This is a genomic window from Streptomyces sp. NPDC052109 (assembly GCF_040680195.1).
In the GTDB taxonomy this organism is placed as follows: Bacteria; Actinomycetota; Actinomycetes; order Streptomycetales; family Streptomycetaceae; genus Streptomyces.
In genome coordinates this window covers 130,606-150,214 of the sequence record NZ_JBFAWF010000009.1, presented here as the reverse complement: position 1 = coordinate 150,214, position 19,609 = coordinate 130,606, and the positions used below count along the sequence as shown (strand labels likewise).

Annotated in this window: 18 protein-coding genes and 1 pseudogene; 6 read left to right on the top strand and 13 right to left on the bottom strand. The window is 66.4% G+C overall.

Features of this window, described 5'->3' with window-relative positions; genetic code table 11:
• Window positions 1–72 precede the first annotated feature (72 nt).
• The gene (locus tag AB0L59_RS20365; protein WP_365585392.1) at window positions 73–1,497 is read left to right on the top strand and encodes a helix-turn-helix transcriptional regulator; all 1,425 of its coding nucleotides are present in this window, start codon (window positions 73–75) and stop codon (window positions 1,495–1,497) included.
• Here AB0L59_RS20365 and AB0L59_RS20360 read toward each other — a convergent pair.
• Window positions 1,478–2,410, bottom strand: coding sequence for an aminoglycoside phosphotransferase family protein (locus AB0L59_RS20360; protein ID WP_365585390.1), 933 nt, complete (start codon window positions 2,408–2,410; stop codon window positions 1,478–1,480). The genes AB0L59_RS20365 and AB0L59_RS20360 overlap by 20 nt on opposite strands.
• Before the next feature lie 1,024 nt (window positions 2,411–3,434).
• Between AB0L59_RS20360 and AB0L59_RS20355 the strand changes: the two genes are divergently transcribed.
• Window positions 3,435–3,905, top strand: a complete 471-nt coding sequence (locus AB0L59_RS20355) for a GNAT family N-acetyltransferase (protein WP_365585387.1) — start codon at window positions 3,435–3,437, stop codon at window positions 3,903–3,905.
• A gap of 27 nt (window positions 3,906–3,932) precedes the next feature.
• On the opposite strand, the gene AB0L59_RS20350 is transcribed toward AB0L59_RS20355, so the two are convergent.
• The 9 genes and pseudogenes from AB0L59_RS20350 to AB0L59_RS20310 all read right to left on the bottom strand — a co-directional run.
• Entirely contained in the window at window positions 3,933–4,235 is a 303-nt protein-coding gene (locus AB0L59_RS20350) for a hypothetical protein (protein ID WP_365585385.1), read from the bottom strand.
• Between the two features lie 849 nt (window positions 4,236–5,084).
• On the bottom strand, window positions 5,085–5,489 hold the full coding sequence (locus AB0L59_RS20345; protein WP_365585382.1) for a hypothetical protein: 405 nt from the start codon (window positions 5,487–5,489) through the stop codon (window positions 5,085–5,087).
• Between the two features lie 128 nt (window positions 5,490–5,617).
• Window positions 5,618–5,794, bottom strand: coding sequence for a hypothetical protein (locus tag AB0L59_RS20340; protein WP_365585379.1), 177 nt, complete (start codon window positions 5,792–5,794; stop codon window positions 5,618–5,620).
• Window positions 5,764–6,447 (bottom strand): nuclease-related domain-containing protein, encoded by a 684-nt coding sequence (locus tag AB0L59_RS20335; RefSeq protein WP_365585376.1) that lies wholly within the window; start codon window positions 6,445–6,447, stop codon window positions 5,764–5,766. The genes AB0L59_RS20340 and AB0L59_RS20335 overlap by 31 nt, the downstream gene beginning before the upstream one ends.
• A 131-nt stretch (window positions 6,448–6,578) precedes the next feature.
• Window positions 6,579–7,148 carry a hypothetical protein gene (locus tag AB0L59_RS20330; RefSeq protein WP_365585685.1) on the bottom strand — a complete coding sequence of 190 codons (570 nt, stop codon included), beginning with the start codon at window positions 7,146–7,148 and terminating at the stop codon, window positions 6,579–6,581.
• Window positions 7,149–7,373: 225 nt separating this feature from the next.
• Window positions 7,374–7,712 carry a hypothetical protein gene (locus AB0L59_RS20325; protein ID WP_365585374.1) on the bottom strand — a complete coding sequence of 113 codons (339 nt, stop codon included), beginning with the start codon at window positions 7,710–7,712 and terminating at the stop codon, window positions 7,374–7,376.
• A gap of 390 nt (window positions 7,713–8,102) precedes the next feature.
• Window positions 8,103–9,476, bottom strand: coding sequence for a site-specific integrase (locus AB0L59_RS20320; protein ID WP_365585372.1), 1,374 nt, complete (start codon window positions 9,474–9,476; stop codon window positions 8,103–8,105).
• Complete coding sequence (locus tag AB0L59_RS20315; RefSeq protein ID WP_365585369.1) at window positions 9,473–9,667, bottom strand: helix-turn-helix domain-containing protein; 195 nt, start codon at window positions 9,665–9,667, stop codon at window positions 9,473–9,475. The genes AB0L59_RS20320 and AB0L59_RS20315 overlap by 4 nt, the downstream gene beginning before the upstream one ends.
• A pseudogene (locus AB0L59_RS20310) lies at window positions 9,643–9,903 on the bottom strand (replication initiator); the annotation flags it as partial. The gene AB0L59_RS20315 and the pseudogene AB0L59_RS20310, both read right to left, overlap by 25 nt.
• Window positions 9,904–12,360: 2,457 nt before the next feature.
• On the opposite strand from AB0L59_RS20310, the gene AB0L59_RS20305 reads away from it, so the two are divergent.
• Both AB0L59_RS20305 and AB0L59_RS20300 read left to right on the top strand, forming a co-directional pair.
• Window positions 12,361–13,083 (top strand): hypothetical protein, encoded by a 723-nt coding sequence (locus AB0L59_RS20305; RefSeq protein WP_365585367.1) that lies wholly within the window; start codon window positions 12,361–12,363, stop codon window positions 13,081–13,083.
• Between the two features lie 35 nt (window positions 13,084–13,118).
• A complete protein-coding gene (locus AB0L59_RS20300; RefSeq protein WP_365585364.1) occupies window positions 13,119–13,895 on the top strand; it encodes a transposase in 777 nt (258 codons plus the stop codon).
• 958 nt (window positions 13,896–14,853) lie between these two features.
• Here the strand turns inward: AB0L59_RS20300 and AB0L59_RS20295 are convergent.
• The 3 genes from AB0L59_RS20295 to AB0L59_RS20285 all read right to left on the bottom strand — a co-directional run bounded on the left by AB0L59_RS20295 (window position 14,854) and on the right by AB0L59_RS20285 (window position 17,390).
• A complete protein-coding gene (locus AB0L59_RS20295; protein WP_365585361.1) occupies window positions 14,854–15,150 on the bottom strand; it encodes a hypothetical protein in 297 nt (98 codons plus the stop codon).
• Between the two features lie 1,062 nt (window positions 15,151–16,212).
• Entirely contained in the window at window positions 16,213–16,845 is a 633-nt protein-coding gene (locus tag AB0L59_RS20290) for a class I SAM-dependent methyltransferase (protein ID WP_365585359.1), read from the bottom strand.
• A gap of 56 nt (window positions 16,846–16,901) precedes the next feature.
• Window positions 16,902–17,390, bottom strand: coding sequence for a hypothetical protein (locus AB0L59_RS20285; RefSeq protein ID WP_365585357.1), 489 nt, complete (start codon window positions 17,388–17,390; stop codon window positions 16,902–16,904).
• Between the two features lie 86 nt (window positions 17,391–17,476).
• On the opposite strand from AB0L59_RS20285, the gene AB0L59_RS20280 reads away from it, so the two are divergent.
• On the top strand, window positions 17,477–18,763 hold the full coding sequence (locus AB0L59_RS20280) for a sensor histidine kinase (protein ID WP_365585356.1): 1,287 nt from the start codon (window positions 17,477–17,479) through the stop codon (window positions 18,761–18,763).
• Window positions 18,751–19,401, top strand: a complete 651-nt coding sequence (locus AB0L59_RS20275; RefSeq protein ID WP_365585354.1) for a response regulator transcription factor — start codon at window positions 18,751–18,753, stop codon at window positions 19,399–19,401. The genes AB0L59_RS20280 and AB0L59_RS20275 overlap by 13 nt, the downstream gene beginning before the upstream one ends.
• Window positions 19,402–19,609 lie beyond the last annotated feature (208 nt).

Sequence of the window (19,609 nt, the reverse complement as noted above, 5' to 3'; positions counted from 1 at the left end):
GTACGTTCGTGATGGTCGAGGACCACGCACCACCCCCTTTGCGCTGCCAGGAGGAGGGAAAGGCCGTCTCCCATGGACCCCGTCAGCGAGCGTTTACGCCGGGCCCGAACCCAACGCGGCTGGAGCCAGCTGCGATTGGTACGGGAACTACGCAAGGCTGCGGCCAAGCGCGGCCACCAGATGCCCACCGACGACAGCGTCAAGCGGCGCATCGCGAGCTGGGAGAACGGGCACAGCGTGCCGGACGGGTTCTACGGCGCTCTGCTCGGGGACGCATACGGCGCCAGCCCACATGAGCTGGGGCTGGAACACGACGGCAGAGAGGACGCCGCACTTCTGGACGCCAGCTACCCCGACAGCCCTGACGCGGCTATCAACACAGTTGACCGGCCATGGAGCGCCGACCTGAACCGGTACGAGCCGCTGTTGCAGTCCGAGGCGTCCGAGCCGGCGTGGAACGAGGCGTCCTTGCGGTGGTTGGTGGCACCGGAGCCGGCGCCCCGATCCGGTCGCCCGGTGGGGCTGCGTGTGGGGCACGGAGACGTGGCAACGGTGAAGACCACGGCCGACATGTTCGCCAGACTCGACGACCAGTTCGGCGGCGACCACGCCCGGCGGTCCGTTATCCAGTACCTCAGTACCGAGGTGGTTCCGCTGCTGCGCGGCGGCTACAGCGACGCCGTGGGGAGGGCTCTCTACTCCACCGTGGCGGAGGCGACGCTTCTTGCCGGCTGGATGTCGTACGACGCCTGCCATCACGGACTCGCCCAGCGCTACTTCCTTCAAGCCCTCCGGCTGGCCCAGGACGCCAACGACCGGCGCCTTGCCGGAAGCATCCTGTCGGCGATGAGCCACCAGGCCACTTTCCTCGGCCGATACACCGAGGCAGCGACGCTCGCCCGTGCCGCCCTGATGGGCATCTCGGCGGTGGCGACGCCGACGCTCCGAGCCCAGTTCCATGCGATGGAGGCTCGCGCGCTCGCCCGTACAGGGGATGTCCGAGGGTGTGAAGCAGCTCTGGCGGCGGCGACGCGAGCGCTGGAGGGTAGGAACAGCGACGACGAGCCCGAGTGGATCGCCTACTTCGATGAGGCGGAGTTGGCTGCGGAAGCGGCGCACTGCTTCCGCGACGTCAACAGCGCGAGGCAAGCCGTCGCGCACGCCGAGAACGCGATGAGCGGCAGCCACGTGCGGAGCGACTTTTTCGCCACGATGGTGCTGGCCGACGCCCACCTACGCGCCGACGACATCGAGGAGGCCTGCCGGGTGGCGGCGGATGCGCTGGATCTCGGGGAGAACCTGAAGTCCGCACGATGCGTGAGTTACCTGGCCGAGTTCCGGGCGAATCTGCTCGCAGCAGGGGACAACGCGGTGTCCCAGGCCTTCGCGGAACAGGTAGGCGAGCACCGGTTGTGGGTGGCAGCCGCAGCCGGCGGTCTTGCTGCTCGTGGAGTCGGCAGGCGATGTCCGAGGCTGTTCAGAAGGCGCCCCACGTAGCCCGGCCCTCACCGGTCCGAAGGGAGTACATGCGCTTCTGGAACTCGGCCGCGAATCGCTCGCTCGTCGTCACCTGGTGCCCGACCCACGCCACCATCATCAGTTCGCGGAGGTCAGCGAGGGTCTCGTAGCCAGGCCAGTTCATCAGGTCGAAGCCATACCGGTGGACGAACTCCGCATACTCCTCACGGGTGTGCCACCCGTACCGCTCGTAGTAGATCGCGGTGAGTATCAGGTCCCACTCACGCGGGGCCAGGGCGAGGCCATCGAGATCGATCAGGACGGCGTGGCCGTCGCGGTGGCGGAGGACATTCCCGATGTTCGCGTCACCGTGGATCATGCCGAAGGGAAGGACGAAGTCCAGGCGGTCGTACTCCTTGCCCAGCTCGGCCGCCCGCCCCTCCAGGAACTCTCGGTCCCGGTCTGAGATGCCGTCCAGACCCGCCAGGGACGAGGCCAGCTTGGCGTGTGGGTCGAAGTACGGCAGCCCCATGGATTCGGGCTCCTCCAGCCAGTGGAGGCGCTTTAACAGATCTGCAAGCTCGCCTACCGTGGCGTACTCCTCCCGCTCCTGGACGCTCTCCCAGAAGGTCACAACCCGGCCACCTACGACCACGGGTTGGGTGATGTCGCGCGGAACGCGCGCGGCCGGGAAGCCAGACTGCTCCAGCCAGCGGGTAACATCGACGGCGCGTTCCATCTCAGGAAAGACAGCAGGGTCCCGAGCGATGCGGACGATCACCGGTTCCGAGGCCAGGCGGTAGACGGCGTTGGAGCCGAGACGGAGCAAGTCGGCGCCGGTCGGATCGAGGCCGGCGGAGTGACAGGCGTCTCGGAGAACGGGCGCCGTACCCCCGGCCGTGAACCCCGTGTCGCCGCCGTCTTCCCACTCGCCGTCGCTGCCCGAGATCATGTGACCGACCATACGGGGCGCATCCCGACGCCGACAGGTCACCTGCGTAATGGGGACGTAATGATCTTGGTTGGCTGTTCGGCATCGGACAGCTCCGGCGCAGGTCAGAGGGATGTAGGCCCGGTGAGCTCACCTGGGCTCCGGAGCCGTGTGCGCAGGTTCGAATCCTGCCGGGGGCACCCAACATGAGGTGCCCAAAGACCCCGTCACCAGCGGAAACGCTGAGGTCGGGGTCTTCGCGTATGTGCAGGCGTGTGTCGCCCGGAGCAGCCGTATGCCGGGGTCTGTGGACGAGGCGTGGACGGGATCTTGAGGCGTCTGCCCAGGTCAGCCCCGGCAAACGGCAAGGCCCCGGAACAGTCCAGGGGCCTGACGATCGGTTCATCGGCGGTGTCCCGCAGTAGCCGATCTCGGTCGGCTGATCGTCGCGGTAGAGCACAGTGCAGTGGTCGCACCCTGAGGGCAAAAACAGTCCCCGGTAGTACTGCGCGTGTCCTGAAGTTTCAGTCGTCACTGTCGCCTCGGTATCGCGCCGGCTTGCCGGGGGCCTGAACCACATCCTGTCCAAGTCACTACGCCGGCTAGACGTCCTCAGCGACTTTGCGACTCTTTCGGTGTTATGGCCTACTAACCACCATGTACACCGAGCGCCATAAGTCAATAGCCTTTCGGTAAGTTTCGAAGGAAACCTCCCGCGATCACCTTCGACTGCGGCATCCGGCTCGTCCGCGGGTCGACGGGGAGCCGGTCGCGGCCGACCGATTACCCAGGTCAGCCCATCTAACTGACGAAGGGACCTGCGCATGCGCATCGCCGCGTCAGGCCAGGTTGCTCTCCTAGGAGCTGCCTTGGGCGCGGTCACAGTCCGGCGCGCCAGTCCCGCTCCAGATCGCCTGGGTCGAATACGCTGCGAAGACGTCCGGCCTTGCGGCCTCGACAACGCGGATGCGCGGGAATGCCGCCCGGTATCGGCTCTTCACGTAGGCCGGGACGGCGCAGCTGTCGGATGCGGAAGGGGTGTGGCATGAGATCCCCGAGCGTGCACCTACGGGAGATCACCGACGACAACCGCGATCCCGTCCGTGCCCTCCGCGTCCGACGTGACCAGAAGCAATTCGTCGCCTCCGTGTCCCACTCCCTCAAGGAGGCGGCGAAGAAGCCGAAGGCCAATCCCTGGTACCGCGCCGTGTACCGCGGCGATGAGCCAGTCGGCTTCGTGATGCTGTCGTGGAAACCGCCGGCCGGTCCTTACAAAGGGCGACACTTCCTCTGGCGCCTCCTCGTCGACAAGCGGTACCAGGGGCGAGGGATCGGCCGAGAGGCGCTCACGCAGGTCGCCACCCTGGTGCGCGCGGACGGCGCCACCGAGCTGCTGACCAGCTACGAGCCCGGCGACGGCGAGCCGTGGCCCTTCTACCAGAAGTTCGGGTTCGAGCCCACCGGGGAGATCGACGACGGCGAGATCGTTCTGCGACTCACCTTCCCCGCTCGGTGAGCTGTTAGCCCCAGGCCGACTGTGCTATCAGGTGAGCCCCGGCATGAACCCCGACTTGTCGCCAGCATCCCAAAGGGTCTTCATCTCCAGGACACCCAGGTTGAATTGGGAAAAATGACCGTGATACGCGCCCCAGACCCAAAGCGGCTGCGTACTTGTGTTGCCGTACTTGTCCTCGACCGGCCCCACCCCGATGACTGACAGCCCTTCAACAGAGGACTGCCCAAAGACTCTCGCTGCCGCCCGGACGACATCCTGATTCTCGCCATGGACCGTGGCTTCGACTCCGAACAAAGCTTGCGAGGCGCCCGAATTTACGAAGATCGTCACGTCCAGATTCTCCCCCTTGCCCAGCACCTGGACGCTCTTGATGGCGGGGTTCAGGCACTTGAGGCGAGCGGTGACAGAGCCCTTGGCGCAGCGAGAGCGCGGCTTCTTCGTGGAGTGCGGCTTCTTTGCCGGGGACGGCTTCACAGAGGGAGCCCGCGTAGTTGCCACCGCAGTCGGCTTGCTCTTGGGGCTTGCCGCCACAGGGGTACCCGCCTGCCCCGCAGCGCACCCTGCGAGCAGGGTTACAAGCAGCGCCATCGGGGCGAAGTGAAGGAAACGTCGAGACACATTACACCTTGAGAGTTCATCGTTCACATGATCTTCGCAAGTAATATAGGTGTACCCTTCATCTGACCAAGCGTCGGCTCTACCTGGAGCTTCTGATACCTGGCCAGACCAACCGGGGCGGAGCGGTTGGCAACGGCGGTTCGACCAGACCTCGACGACCAGATCTGTCTCACACTCCGCCATGGCACGGTCTGAGCTGGATTGCGGATCCGCCAGCTGCCCGGGGCCTCGGTGGGGCGCAGCGTGTCTCACTCGTACTCGCGAAGCAGATCCTCGATACGCCGGTTGGCGACGTCCTGACGACCGTGAGGCACTTCGCGTACGGTCAGCGAAACCTCAACGCTGTTGCCGGCGCGCTCGATGAGGTGCCCAAAGACCCCGTCACCAGCGGAAACGCTGAGGCCGGGGTCTTCGCGTATGTGCAGCCGTATGCGGCCCGAAGCGGCCGCATGTCGGGGTCTGTGGACGAGGCATGGCCGGGATCTTGGAGCATCGCCGCAGGTGAGCCCAGAAAGCCACGACACCGCTGGACGGTCGGTCCACCACTTCAGCGTCCTCGAACTACCGGACGCTAGGCGTCGAGGCGCGGGAGCGCGAGGGCCGGGCCGCCAGGAGGACAAGAGGCACGCACGCTAGTTCACCGAGGGCCACGAGCGGGAAGCCGTCGGTCGCGGTCAGGACAGTGACGGCGAGGTGGCCGAGGGCGAGGAAAAAGAGGCCCCGGGACCAGGTCGCGCTCGGCCGGCGATACGCACGTTCGAAGGACCGGAAAGAGCCCCAAAGACATGCGACGACCCAGAGCAGGGCCAGAGCGAACGCGACATAGGTCATCCACGTCGCGCCGGGGCGGTCAGGTTCGCGGGGGAAGGCCACAGCGATAACAGTGATCCCGGCGAGCAGAACGAACAGCCAGAGAGCCTCGACGATCAGGATCAGACCGAGGGCGATGCAAGCAGCCCTGCGCACCGGCGCTCCTCTGCGAGGGGGAAGGGAAGAAGGCGACGGAACAATAGCGCCGGAGACGGACGCTCAAGTCGTGCGGGGCCGCCCATGGCTCCAGCGGGAACGGCCGGCACCCCATCGGGATGCCCGGCTCAGGTCTGGTTCCAAGCCTGGCGATGGCGAGCAACGCTGTACACCTGCTCCACCTGGTCGGCCGTGAGAACGCCTGAGAGCGGAGCGAGTGCCGATACCTGGCGCTCCTGGTACACCCGGACATCGAGCTGGGTAGCGACCACCTTCAGCTCGGTGACACCGACGAAGACGAGCACGGCTCAACCGGAACCGGGAAGGCGACCCTCTTGGCCTCTGCCCGGCTTTTGCATGCGTAGGGCGCCGATTTCCCGTGATCGACTTTCACGGAATCTTCCCCGACCCATACGGCCCGCTTGTGGTGATGCTTCGTATTGATGCTGAACACTCCACCAGGCCCGATTAACAAGTGATCGATATCCACTTTGTTGGCCAAGGGGACGGAGTGCAGGACGCGCCAGCCGTGGCGCCCCAAGCGGTTCAGCTCGGCTCCTACTCGCTGCTCCCCCGCCAATCCCTTTCGCCAGGGTTCCCATTCCGAGGGCCGCCGCAGAAGCCGTGAGACGACTCGCTCCATCAGCCCGGGGCCGGATTCGGCGAGCAGATCACGCAAGGACTGCCCGGGAGGGTTGACGGCCAGATCGTCGGCCGGCGTCAGAGGCGGCAGCATCGGACGCGCCTGAGCCTTTGGCGCCCTGTTTGGCGGGACAAGCCCGGTGAGGTTCTGTAAGTGCTCTGTGAGCACGGCGATCACGTCGTCGCGAAACTCGGCCCGCAAGACCGTGATGTCCCCTGTCGTGACGTCCGCCCAACCCACCGCGGTGCCATCAGGCAGGTTGGCGTATAAACGGTCATGCCCGTACCGCTTCCAGCGCGTGACGTGCAGTTCCACAAGGTCCCCCTGTGCTCTCACACGGATGTTGCCGACATGCCGGCAGCAAGAAGTGGGACGAGGCCACCGGGTGCGTCACTTGATCCCCACCAGCGGCTTCGCTTCTCCACTCGCACCTTCGAAGGACCCTCTCAGGGCTCCGATGTCCATTCAACGGGAGGGGGTGTGCGGCTGTAGTGGGCTCCCCTGGTGCCGTAGTGGGCGAGGTGCAGCGTTTCACCGTCGATCTGGAGCTCCGCCGGCGGAGGGTTGGGAACGGACATCCAAGGGTGAGAGTGACCGTCGATGCGGACGGGCTCCCGGGGCTGGTTCCAACTGTCCGCCGTTGCCTGGGCCCGCTCGCGGGTCCACGGGTTCTGCAGGGTCCGAGGGGCGGCCGGGTCGTGCTCGTAGCCGTTGAGGCCGCGGACGAGAGCTTCGCTGTAGACACCCTTGACCCGGAAGTTCTCCAGGCCCTCCGTGCGTACGACCATGCTGACGTACCGGCGCCCATTACCTCGGTGTCGACCCACCGCGGGCCAGCGACAGTGGCCGGGGTCCCACCGGACGGGCGGGAGCCACAGCAGGGCGCCTGCGCGGAAGTGCTTCGTACCGTGCTGGATGTCTAGGCCGCTCTCGCCGTGCGCGGTCTCTCGCGCCACGTTGGCCACCAGGCACCAGCCCAACAGCCCGTCCGGCGCCTCTTCTTCGGTGGGTCCCATGTCTGCCACGCCGAGAATTTTGAGGCACGAGACGGGGCGCGAGCTAGACGGGTCGGCACGGTGCCGGCGGCGGGATTCGAACCTGGTCTCCTGAATGATCAGCGGTCTTGGAGGCCGTCGCGGCGCGAGTCAATGTGGGTTAAGATTCCACGCCCACCGCCAGGCAAACGGCCTCTGACCGGGTAAAACGGTCAGAGGCCGTGTGGTTGTCCGAGCAGGTTTCCCCTACTGCTCGTAAGGGTTGAAGCACTTGAGCGCGGCCCAGCCGTAAATGACCTTGTGATCCTTACGGACCACCTTGCCGTAGATCCAGGCCTTGTCTACCTTGATGTCCTTGTAGCCCTTGTAGTCCACCTTTGTGCCGTTCATTAGGTCACCCTTGTAAGCGACGCCATTGACCTTCGCGCTGGTGTTGGACTTCGCTCGTATGTTGACTGAGCTGCACGTGGCCTTCAGCTTCCAGGTGGAAGCTGCCGAGGCAGATCCGGCGCTCAGTCCCAGCGCCCCTATGGCGAGGGCGGAAGCGCTCATAACGGCCACCAGTGACCTCTTCAGCATTGCCATGCTCCTTATCGACTATCGGCCTCGACTGTCCGCAGAAAGCGAAGCTGACCGTGTCCGGTCGTCCGCGTGGACAGATGTGACTGCCTAGTAAACCCCCGTGAGCAGGCCGATTTTCGTCAGGTCGTCGACGATCCTCCGACAGCTCGTCAACAGCTTGACTCGTGTTCTGCTCGGTCAGGTTCCGCGACAGCAAGGGTAGTTGGCGGTGAGTACGCGTTGCGCGTGGGGGGTCTCAATGTCGGGCGCGCCTCTGATCGAGTGGGTGCCGCGATAGGTAGGGTCGGTGGGGAGGGCTGCCTCGGTCGGAGCCGTTCTCGTACGCACAGCAGGCAGCTCGGCAGACAGACGGAGGCCCCAGGCGGTATGCCTGGGGCCTAGGTGCAGGGTGTCTCACTCGTACTCGCGGAGCAGGTCCTCAATGCGGCGGTTGGCGACGTCCTGCCGTCCGTCGAGGCACTTCGCGTAGCGGGTCAGCAGGACCTCGACACTGTTGCCGGCGCGCTCGGCAACTTCGGTGGGATCTACTCCGGCATTGAGCCACGTCGACAGCGCCGAGTGTCGAAGGTCGTACGGCCTGCTCGCGAGCGGCGAGGCCGCGACGGACGGCGGGAGCGCCAGGAGCCGAGCCTCCTGCCACACGCGGTAGTAGGTCGAGGACGGGACGACCGAGCCCTTCTCGCTGAAGAAGAGCCGCCCGTCTTCCGCCGTGCCGAAAGTGGCGAGGTGATCGTGGAGCACCGTGACGAGCTGGGGCGGAATGGGCACACGCCGAACGTCCTCAGTCGGCCGATTCTTCAGCCCGCGGTCGTCGTGGGTCTGCCCCGAGTCGGTCCACTGCTTGCCGACCGAAGGACGAGTCCGGTGCAGCAGCGCCGACCCCCAGCCCTGCTCGGGCAGGACGAGGTCAGTCTCCACCAGGCCGACCGCCTCAGCAGGACGGAGGCCGCCGAAGTACATCGCCGCGAACAGCCCGACGAGACGCCGGCCGCGAGCACGCCGGTAACCGCCAACGTAGGACACCGCCGCCAGGAGATTGCGCGCCTGTTCGGGGTTGGCGACAACGCGCGGATCGACCTGGTCAGAGACCTTGGGCTTCTGCCAGCGAACTGCGGTGATCGGATTCTCACGGAGCTCCCCCAGGTCGACCGCGTAGTTTGCAGCGTTGACGAGAGTCCGTCGCTTACGCCGCACCGTCTCAGCGGCGGCCGCGGTGCCGTCGAGCTTCAGCTTCAGCCCGTCGAGCTCCGCACGGGCCGTGGCCGGTTCAGCGAGATCCACAAGCGGCCGAGATGCCTTCGCCACCCAGTGCAGAGCGTTTCGAACGTTATGCGGGACTTCCCGATCGTTGGGCCCCGGCAGCACGAAGGCCCAGTTACGTAAGGCCTTACGGATCTCCTCGTCGGACGGCCGCCCCGCGCGCTCCACGAGCAGTTCCATGGTCACGCTGGTCAGGGATTCGTTGATGCCGTCTCGCGTATTGGGTGCAGCGTGCGGCCACTTCATCGCGAGATACCTCAGGGCGAAGTCGTACCAGGACAAAGGCGACTTCTTCTGTTCCATCGAGGTCGGAAGACCGGTCTCCGTATCGAATTCTTCACCGCCCCGCATGGCACTCATGAGCTTCGCACGGTAGTGATCAGCGAGCGCCTTTGTGCGGAACGAGTCCGAGAAGACGTTGCCCGCGACGGACCAGCGGACGCCGTACGAGGGCGTTTTGGTGTCTCGCTTGCGTACGCCCCAGACCTTGACGTCGAGAGACTTCACGCCGCCTCCTCCAACTGCCGGAGCCACGAGGTGAAATCGCTGCGCCAGACCCGAAGCTCACCATTGGGGAGCTTGAATGCGGCCGGCCCCTGTCCCAGTTCGCGCCAGCGGTAGAACGTCCGGCGAGAAACGCCGCCCAGTTCGGCCAGGACTTGGCGAACAGGCATCAGTTCGTCGCGGCGGACGTCCATGTCGGTTCTCCTTCCGTTCCGGGGGCGGGCTCTAGAGATTCGGCAAGCCAGGCTTCGGCGCTCGACAGGCCGGTACCGGCGAAGACCCAGTGAGCCAGCACGAGCGTGGTCTCGCCGTCCTGCGGGACGGGCGGGGCAGCTTGGGCCCGGCGCCAGTCGGCGCGTGCGTCGCGGAGGGCGCCGAGCGTGGTGGAGTAGCGGCGGGACTTGGTGGAGAAGTGGCCGCGGAAGCCGAGTGCCGAGCGTGTGCAGCGGCTCGCCGGCCGACTTGCTGGCGGCGTTGCGGTAGGGGATGACCAGCCAGTGATGCCGTCCCTGCCCGGTGACGGTGTCGACCGGGGTGGAGACCGGGCGGGCGGTGGCGTTGCGGCGCAGGGTGACGATGAACGAGTCATCGGCCTGCGGCGGGGTCAACAGCGCCTCGAACCCCTTGGGGTTGGCGAGCCGGGTCCGCATCGGCTCGGCCGTGTGTGTCGGCTGGGTGTTCCACGTGCCGCCCGCCGGGACCAGCACCGCGTCCCCGATCTTCACGGTGCGGGCGGCGAGCGGGGCGCTGTCGGCAGGCACGGCGCGGCCGTCGTGTCCGCCGTGGTTGATGGTGAGTACCATCCGTTCACTGCCGAGCAGGCTGAGCCCGGCGCGGATGCGCTTGACCGTGTTCGCCGCGAGTGGCCGCAGTCCGTGGGCGGGGCGGTCGCCGATCCGCACTCCCAGGTTCGTCCAGTCGATGATGGACGCGGCCGGGCGCACGTACGGCTCCACCACGGCGCGCCGACAGGCGGTGTTGGGGCAGCGGTAGTCGTACTGCTGCTTGTACTTGCCCACCCTGCGGCCGTTGCGCCAGGTCTGCACCGCGAACACGTCCTCGCCGCACTCGGGGCACCAGGCGGGCGGCCGGGGTGCCAGATCGGGGACGGGGATGTCGGTGCGGGTGAAGACGATGTAGATCCGGTCCCGCCACTGCGGCGCGGGCAGGTTGGCGGCGCCGCCGACGTGCGCGGAGGACACGGACACGATCTGGGAGCGGTAGCCGAGCATTTCCATGCCCTTGCGCCACCAGTCGAACAGTTCCCAGTCGACGGCGAACTCCAGCACGTTCTCACACAGCACCGCCTTGTAGCGGTGCACCTCGGTCGCCCGGATTACGTCGTAGGCGGTCGCCCTGGTGCGCTCCCACCCGGCGTCCTCCACCCGGCCGTACTCCTCCAGCTCCAAGGCGAGCTGTCCGTTACGGGCGAGGATGCGGTCCAGCGTCCCGATGTGATCGAGGCCGTTCGCTCGTCATGCGATGACGGCCCAACCGCCCGTATCGTCGAAAGCACGGAACCACAATGTGGCCACCTTCCGCCCCAACTCCGGGTCCGTCCTCAATGTGACAAGAATATCTCCGGGATCCCCGGGAATTCCGGCCGTGTTTGGATTGCCCCCGTCGTTTGGAATTATCCGCAGTTGCGCCTTCTTGCCTGAGCTGAATATTCCTCCTGCATTCTCTACGCTATGACCAGTTACCCCGGATCCCTTTCGGGAATTGCCCTTGACGCCGTCATTGGAGCCCGAACTGCCCGCAACTCCCGGCCCGGAGCGTGACACTCCCAATACCCCAATCCCGTTTGACGGCACCGGCAAATCGGTATCCCCGGCGATCCCCAATACTCCGGAGCCGCCGCCGGGAATTGCGACTAGAGGGTTGTCTGGAATTCCGCTGTCGCTCATTCTCTTCCCGCCGCGGCCAACCACTCCGGCGCCAGCAGAATCGGGACCCAGGACGACGGTTCCGCCCAGGACTTTAACAGTCTTTGAAATTTCATTTCCGCCCTGGCCGAAGATTCCGACATTTCCCGTCTGGGCAGGCGTTGTGCTCTGGCCTGCCGCAGCAACCAACCCGGGGCCATTCGGGGTCCGGGAGCTACCACTGGTGGGCTCACTTACAGAGAACCCTCCACCCCTGGCTACGATCCCCTCACCCGGACGGAAGATGCTCCCTCCCCCGGATTGTCTACCTTCTCCACCGGAGACAGTCAGACCAGCACCACCATTTCCCGTAAGGCCGTCACCGCCCGTAGCATCAACCCCAGTGCCCCCAGCGCCACCGGTTCCCTGAACTCCAGTCCCCCCGGCGCCACCGATTCCCTGCACGCCAGTCCCGCCGACTGTTCCCGTGGGAGGCTGCGCGTTCGACCCGGAGCCGCGAATTCCACTGTGCTCATGGCGCGGACTAAGGGCTCCTCCCAAGGGGCCAACCTCCATAAAGAAGTCCCCGTTGAAGTCGACGTCTAGTTCGCTCGGGATCGCCCCGGTCAGAAATGTAGTCGACTCTGCCGAGGTTGCGCGGCCGGCTCGAATGTCATCACCGCTGCCCATTGGAGCACGTCCCTTCGATATTTTCAGATGCGCCTCTGCAGTAACCGGGGATCGACCCTAAGTGATTCCCTGCTCAGAGGGGCAGGGACACTACATACCTTCATAGGGGCTGTCCCGGCGATCGCCCGCCACCGAGTTGCAGCCTGCTAGGACTCGGCGGCGCTAGCAATATCAATGCTCCACCCATTCATGCGTAGTGTCCTGTTAAGGTCGACGAAGACCATTAACTAAGGCTTGTCCCGTAATCGATCTTCGGGTAGCTGTCCCGTAGGGGCGGGCCTGATTCTGGGCTCGCAGGTCACCACGCTGTGGCCAGCGCTTAGCATGCCTTCGTGACGCGGCCCTCGACGATGCGCAAGATGGCGGACGAGTTTGCCGAGTTGCTCGGGATGGTTCCTGTCAGTGTCCAGGGCGGCGACCTGACGTTCGCACGGGGAGAGCTGCGCTCCACCCTCTCGATCTGGAAGGACCGCTTCGACCGGTCGGTCTTCGGCTGGATGGTCCGCACGTACGACACAGCCCTCCGAGACCGGATGGAGGGCTTCGGCGGCATGAGCATTCGGATCGACCACCCCACGCCGCCCGACGGCGCGAATCCAACCAACATCCCTCCTGCTGCCGGCTATCCCTGGCCGGTGGCCGGGACCCCACTGGCTCCGGAGGCTGCTGCCGCGGTCACCGAGTACGGGCCTGTGTCCTTGCGTTTCGTCCGCGACCGCCACGACCTGGGCCTGCTCCTGCTGGCAGATGCCCACGTTCACCGAGACAGGGTCCGGTCCTTCGCGCCGACCAACAACGAGCCGGCACGGATTGCCCAGGCGATCCTTTTGGCCCGGCATTCAGGGGATCAGGATCTGGAACGGGCGGCTGTGGTCAAGCTGCGGGACCGAGGCGAGGAGCCGGTAGCTCCCTGGCCCGACTACCTCTTCCGACAGGCTGTCGCCGACTGGGCCAAGCAGTACTCCAAGGCCACCGGGGTCGACCTCAGTGACCTGGCAAAGCTCAAGCGGAAGCGCCCTGAGTATCCCGCGATCCCGGAACCCCACGGCTCCTGAGGTCGACGCTCCTGACACGGCGGGATGATCTCGATGTGGCTGGTGTGATCACGTCGTCTGAGCCGTGCTGGATAACCCCGTTTACGGGGCTGAGCCCGCATAACTTCAACAAGCTCGTTGCCGCTGTGCGTAGAGAAGGCGCCGACGCGACGCGGCGGGGAAGGCCGTGGAGTCTTCCGCTGGAAGGGCGCGTACTTCTTGTAGCTGCGTATTGGCGCACCAACCTGACCATGCGCCAGCTGGCATTACTCTTCGGGATCTCCAAGTCTGCGGCCGAACGCATCATCGCCCACATGGGACCTCTGCTTGCCGTGCAGCCGCGTCGACGATTCAGTGCCACGACTGTGCTGATCGTCGACGGCACCTTGGTGCCTACTCGCGACCACACAGTCGCTGAGCAGTCGAAGAACTACCGCTACTCCACCAATCATCAGGTGGTCATCGACGCCGACACCCGCCTGGTCGTCGCGGTCGGCCGACCGGTGCCGGGCAACCGCAACGACTGCATAGCGTGGGAGCTGTCGGGCGCGAAGGCCGCGGTCGGCGGCACCACGGTGATTGCTGACGGCGGCTACCGAGGCACGGGCCTGGTCATCCCACACCGACGCCAAGACGGCCAGCCTCAACTACCGGCCTCGAAGGAAGAACACAATCGCTCACACCGGCAAGTTCGCGCTCGTGTCGAGCACGTCTTCGCCCACATGAAGTGCTGGAAGATCCTTCGCGACTGCCGCCTGAAAGGCAACGGCGTCCACCACGCCATGCTCGGCGTCGCCCGCCTCCACAACCTCACTGTCACCCGCCCCAGGTGATCATTGCGGGACAAGCCTTAGCGTCCGCCAACAGACTTGGAAAGCGTGCGCCCCCGAGCAACCTCCTTGGGCCGCCGTGCACCGCTGCGCGGAGCAGTACGCCTTCCACAGAGGACATGTGCCCAGTAATCCTGCACTAGTCCGCACGACGGTCGGGACCGGGGGTGGGAGACGTGGCTCGTACGCAGTCCAGGTGTGGAGCGCTCACGGAGAAGGGCACTCGGTGTCGGCGGCTGGCGATGGTCGGTGCGTCGCGATGCAACCTGCACCGTGGCGAGTGGTCGTCGTACACCATCGAGAAGCGCAAGGAAGCCGAACGCAAGGCGAAGACACGCAAGTGTCGCAAGTGACCCCAGCGGATGTGAGGTGACATCCATGGCTGACATCAACGACAGCGGACAGCGGCGGCGCGGTGCGGTCTGACACGGCCACAGCCGCCCCGCGCAGCACGGGTGGGCAGGCGATCAGACCGAACTTGCAAAGCGGCGGTCACATCAAGGCCCAGGCGGCAGTGACGGCAACGCTGACGGCAACGAGCGCGGACGACGACAACACCCGACGGCCTGTCACGGAAGTCCCGTGGCCCCGGTGGTCCAGCCAGCTGGGGCCTGCCCGCATCTTCTAAGCGCCTGTCCCGCCGAGTCCCGCCGGGTGCGGCACCAGAGGTGCTGCGCATCGAAGCACGGATCCCACACACAGACGCCCGGTCCGGTCGCAGCCGCAGGTCAGAGGGCTATGAGGGGCGATCTACGCATTCACTCCGGAGCCGTGTTCGCAGGTGCACCTCCTGCTGGGGGCATCCGTAGCAGGAGGTGCCCGGACACGCCGCCATCAGCGAAACCTTGAGGTCAGGGTCTTCGTGTTTATGCCAGCGTATGTGGCGATGAGTGGCATGTGTGGAGACTGACCGAGCAGGAGGGGAAACAGAAGCTTCTGCAGACTGCGCCCGCGCTCCCGTTCAGCGCTTGTGATGGCTCTTGAGGTTGGCTCCTGCGCCGCTGGGCGACTTCAGGTAGTTGTTCTCCGCCTCCGACTCCTCCAACTTGGAGTACAGGTGCTTGCACATCCAGACGGCGACTCCAAGGGCGGTAGCGGTCAGAACCTCAGCCACGACCAGGGCCTTGATGAGCTTGCCTCCGGCTGCCGAGGCCTCGTCCTTGCAGATGCTGGCGTGGCCCGTCTCCTGCAAGTGTCGTTGAAACTCGTCGAGATCATCGCTCTCGTACGAGCACGACTCGCATTGGTAATCGGTCATCAGGCGATCCTCTCCCCCGGGAGAGATGACTTTGCCATAGGTCGAGTGCTGCCGGCGGCGTGTCTGCGCCGGACGTGCCAGATCCGTGCCAGGCCGTGCGGAGAGCAGGGGGGAACACCGGGGACCAAGACAGTGGCCCCCAACAGCTCAAAGCGCTCCACCGCAGGTCAGCACAATGGTCGGTCGTTGATCACCTGAGCTCCGCAAGCTGAGGGCTCGGGCCCGTCATTACGTGCCGGCCGTCGTGGCTTTCTCTGGTCGACGGCACGGGCAGCGTGGTGGCGGCCGGTGGGCGTACAGCGAGACACACACGCGCCTGATCGGTCGGCGGGGTCTGCTGCACGATCGGGTGACATCTGAACCTGCACCAGACCCTCCCGTCTCGTTCTTCGCGAGCCAGTCAGTGCAGCGTCCGACGAGGCCAGCCAACACCTCTTGCGTGTAGCCGCGACGCTTCCGATAGAACGCGATGCGCTCACCGATGCTGGGGTGATCTCCAAGACCACGCATGGCCTGTTGCCTCCTGCTCGTAGGGGCTGGCTTCACGGTACCCAGCTGCTCTTCTGGTCGTTGTAAGGCGGGGCATGTGGACAGGGGCGCACGTGTCCCCGGCGTGCCCGATGCTGGGGCATAGAGCGGGGAACAGCAGGGAATCGCGGGGACCGTGCCAGGAAGGTGCAGATCAGTGTTTTGGGCAGGGTGAAGGGGAGCCACTCGGGCAGCGGGAACGGGAGCCATTCGCGCGATTGTGAACCACTGCCGGGGGTGGGCGGATCGGGCGGTCGGTAGTGAGGGTGGGCTGTCGCTCGATCGAGTGTCGTTGGCGGATCGACGCCGAGACGGGGACCCCACCGGGATACTTGAAGCGATGACCACGGCAGCAGAGCGATGAGCGCATGTGGGTCTCGGCGTGGGCTTAACCGGCGCGGCTGTCGCCATCGCGGTGCTGTACTGGCTGTGGGTTCGCATCGGCTGCCGCTGCCGGGCACGGGATGATTCCGCCGAGGCGGAACACCTGGGCTGGGCTACCGATCAGCTCTCAGGTCCTCGAAGTGAGCGCTGCTATCGGGCGCAGGGTTGAAACCGTGCCAGATAGGCGAGGGTCGAGCCGCTCCTGGTGCTCAGATGCAGGCCGGACGCGTCGGCGAGACGGTGCAGAGGGCCGAAGGGGATCCAGTGCCGGTCGAAGAACTCGCCCACGACCAGCCGTCCTGCGGGGGTGAGCACCCGTACTGCCTCATCGAGCACCCGTTGTGGTTCCGGGATCTCGCCCAGTGCGGTCACCAGATACATCGCGTCGAAGGTGTCGTCGTCGAAGGGCAGCTCGCGGGCATCCGCATGGGTGGGCACGATGTTGGGTACTGCGCGCTGCCCCGCGCGGTGCATCACGTGGCGGAGCATCTCGGGTTGGATGTCGAGGATGTCGAGTTGCCCGTGGGGCCCGAGTTGCGGTGCGATGTGCAGCGACTGCAGTCCGGTGCCGGGCCCCACTTCGAGGATCCGCTCGCCCGGGCTCGGGTTGAGCACCGCGTCGAGCCGGGCGGATGTGAGGAACGGCAACGGCAGGTCCAGCAGGCTGCGTTGGGCGTAGGGGTACGGCGCCTTGTCGCCGAACCACCAGGCGCCTGCGGCGGCAGCGGCACTGAGGGCGCAGGCCCAGCGCAGGCGCGGTGCGGTCAGGACAGCAGAGCCCATGGTGTTCTCCAGTTCTGTGGTATCCGTGGTTGCAGCCCGGGTCGGTGTGGCGGGTTTCATGGGGTGCGGGGCAGCGCTCGAACCGCCAGGCGGACGCATACCGCTGCGAGCGGAAGTTCTGCGAACAACGCCATGACCAGCGCCGCGCGCAGTTCGCTCCCGCCGGCCGCGGTCATCGTGTCGAACCAGGCGTCGACGGTGAGCAGGGCGGCCGTCGCGGCGGCGGCCGGTGCCAGTCGCCGATCCCCGCGGGTGGCCAGCAGACCTGTGGTGATCAGGCCGATCGCCTCCAGCGCGTCCAGACCCACCCAGGCGGCGGACCAGTGCGAGGCACGGAAGGTGGTCGGCAGGCTGGTGGCCAACACGACGAGCCACGGCAGCAGCGCCACCCCGCAGCCGGCCAGGACAAGACCACGCCGTCGGCCTGGAAGGCGGTCCGGACGACGGCGCTGCGGGCTGGGGAGCGATCCCGTGCGCGGGCCGTGCGGCCTGCGTATGCCGCGCTCGGCGTCCGGCTCCGGGAACAGTTCGATGATTTCCTGCACGCCCTTCAGCCTGAGCCGCACAGCGATCACAGTCAGTAATGCCGGGTGCCGTTCTCAGGGTGGTGCCAGCTTCACCATCGATCCGGATGCACGGTGCATGGCATAGCCCTCACCTGGCGTTTTACCGTCGAGCCATGACGATTCCCCGGGCGCTGCGGCGCAGAGTTGTTCGGGTCCGGCGGGACACCGGTTTCTTGGCGGCCGGGATTCCGCTGCACCTTGCGCTGGTGCCGTTGTGGAGCTGGATGGCGAGTGTCGCGAACTCGAGGGCGTGGCCGTGGCTTCCGCTCCCGTTTGTGCTGATCTTGCTCGGTGTGCTTGCGCTCACCGCTGTGCAGCGACGCCGTCACCGGGTGCTGCTGGGAGTGGAGATCCTCCCGCTGCCGGCCGCGCGCGAGCAAGGGGGGCTGAGGCGCGCTCTGCGGTGGCTATCCGTGGCCCAGACCTGGCGGCAGGCCGGATACCACCTGCTTGTCGGTCCGCTCCTGGCTGTGGTGGAGCTGGGGGTGCTCGCTGCGTGGGTCGCGGGCCTTGCTGGCGTCACCGTCAACGGGTGGGCCTGGATGTTGCCGGTCCAGGTTCGCCTGGACTATGTCGACTACGCGACCCAAGCGGTGTACTACACCGCGGCCGGCGTGCTGCTGCTGTGCGCCGCACCCTGGCTGACCGGGCCGGTGACCCGCGCCGAGACCCGGATCGCGCTCGCGCTGCTCGGGACCAGCCGCTCCCAGCAGCTTCAGCAGCGTGTCGAGCACCTATCCGAGAGCCGCACCGACCTGATCGACGCCGTCGATACCGAACGCCGCCGCATCGAACGCGACCTGCACGACGGCACCCAGCAGCGCCTGGTCTCCCTCGCGGTCAACCTGGGCCTGGCCAAGGCCACCCTCACCAACCTGCCGGACGAGGCCCGCACCGTGATCGACGAGGCGCACCGCGAGGCGAAGGAGGCCATCGCCGAACTCAACGACCTGGTGCGCGGCCTGCACCCGGCCGTCCTCGAGGACCGCGGGCTGGACGCGGCGCTGTCCGGGCTGGCCGCCCGGGTACCGATCCCGGTACGGCTGCGAGTCGACCTCGAGGAGCGAGCGGCGCCCACCGTGGAGTCGGTCGCCTACTTCGTGGTCTCCGAGGCGCTCACCAACGTCACCAAGCACGCCCGCGCCACCCGCGTGGACGTCACTGTCAAACAGATCGGGAGAATGCTGCGCGTGAACATCACCGACGACGGGATCGGCGGCGCCGACACCTCCACCGGCAGCGGACTGAGCGGGCTGGCCAAACGGGTCGGTTCCGTCGACGGCGCCTTCCACATCAGCAGCCCGGTCGGGGGCCCGACCACCATCGCCGTGGAGCTGCCATGCGAGCCGTGATCGCCGAGGACTCACTGCTGCTGCGCGTCGGGCTCGTCAAGGTCCTGGAAATGGCCGGCTTCGAGATCGCCGCCGAAGTCGGCGACGCCGAAGCCCTGCTTACGGCCGTCGAGGAACACCGGCCCGGGCTGGCCCTGGTCGATGTCCGCATGCCACCCGGCTTCACCGACGAAGGCGTGCGCGCCGCGCTGGTGATCCGTAAGCAATGGCCGCAGACCGCGGTGGTACTGCTCTCGCAGTACGTCGAGGAGCGGTATGCGGCCGACCTGCTGACGGCCAACACCAGCGGCGTCGGCTACCTGCTCAAGCAACGCGTCGCCGACGTGGAGGAGTTCGTGGCTTCCGTTCGGCGGGTTGCAGCCGGGGGCACGGCACTGGACCCACAGGTGGTCGCCCAGCTGCTCGTGCGCCGCCGCAGTGACCCGCTCGATCGGCTGACGCCACGCGAACGGGAGGTACTCGCCCTGATGGCCGAGGGACGCTCCAACACCGGGATCGCCGAGGCCCTGGTCGTCAGCGACAGCGCAGTGGCCAAGCACATCAACAACATCCTCGCCAAGCTCGACCTGCCCGCAGCCGACGCCGACCACCGGCGCGTTCTCGCCGTCCTGAGATTCCTCGGCGCTTCCCCGACCTAACCGGCCCGCCGCCCGCATCCCTAGCGCCGTTCGGCCCAACAGACCGGCAAGCCAACAAACGACGTCTCGCGGACACCGAGCCACGTGGAAAGCGGTCCCGCGGGTGGCTCTCATTCTCATTGCCCCGGTGGCTCCGAAACACCCTGTCGAAAACAAGATCAGCCTCTCGCCAGGCCGGACCTCATCCGCATACGCGATCTTCCAAACC

Bases quoted from the DNA above. Each gene is read 5' to 3' on its own strand.
- AB0L59_RS20315 (WP_365585369.1), bottom strand. From the start codon at position 9,667: ATGGACGTCCGCCGCGACGAACTGATGCCTGTTCGCCAAGTCCTGGCC.
- AB0L59_RS20280 (WP_365585356.1), top strand. From the start codon at position 17,477: ATGCACGGTGCATGGCATAGCCCTCACCTGGCGTTTTACCGTCGAGCC.
- AB0L59_RS20330 (WP_365585685.1), bottom strand. From the start codon at position 7,148: ATGGGACCCACCGAAGAAGAGGCGCCGGACGGGCTGTTGGGCTGGTGC.
- AB0L59_RS20355 (WP_365585387.1), top strand. From the start codon at position 3,435: ATGAGATCCCCGAGCGTGCACCTACGGGAGATCACCGACGACAACCGC.
- AB0L59_RS20295 (WP_365585361.1), bottom strand. From the start codon at position 15,150: ATGACCGATTACCAATGCGAGTCGTGCTCGTACGAGAGCGATGATCTC.
- AB0L59_RS20290 (WP_365585359.1), bottom strand. From the start codon at position 16,845: ATGGGCTCTGCTGTCCTGACCGCACCGCGCCTGCGCTGGGCCTGCGCC.
- AB0L59_RS20365 (WP_365585392.1), top strand. From the start codon at position 73: ATGGACCCCGTCAGCGAGCGTTTACGCCGGGCCCGAACCCAACGCGGC.
- AB0L59_RS20360 (WP_365585390.1), bottom strand. From the start codon at position 2,410: ATGATCTCGGGCAGCGACGGCGAGTGGGAAGACGGCGGCGACACGGGG.
- AB0L59_RS20275 (WP_365585354.1), top strand. From the start codon at position 18,751: ATGCGAGCCGTGATCGCCGAGGACTCACTGCTGCTGCGCGTCGGGCTC.
- AB0L59_RS20325 (WP_365585374.1), bottom strand. From the start codon at position 7,712: ATGGCAATGCTGAAGAGGTCACTGGTGGCCGTTATGAGCGCTTCCGCC.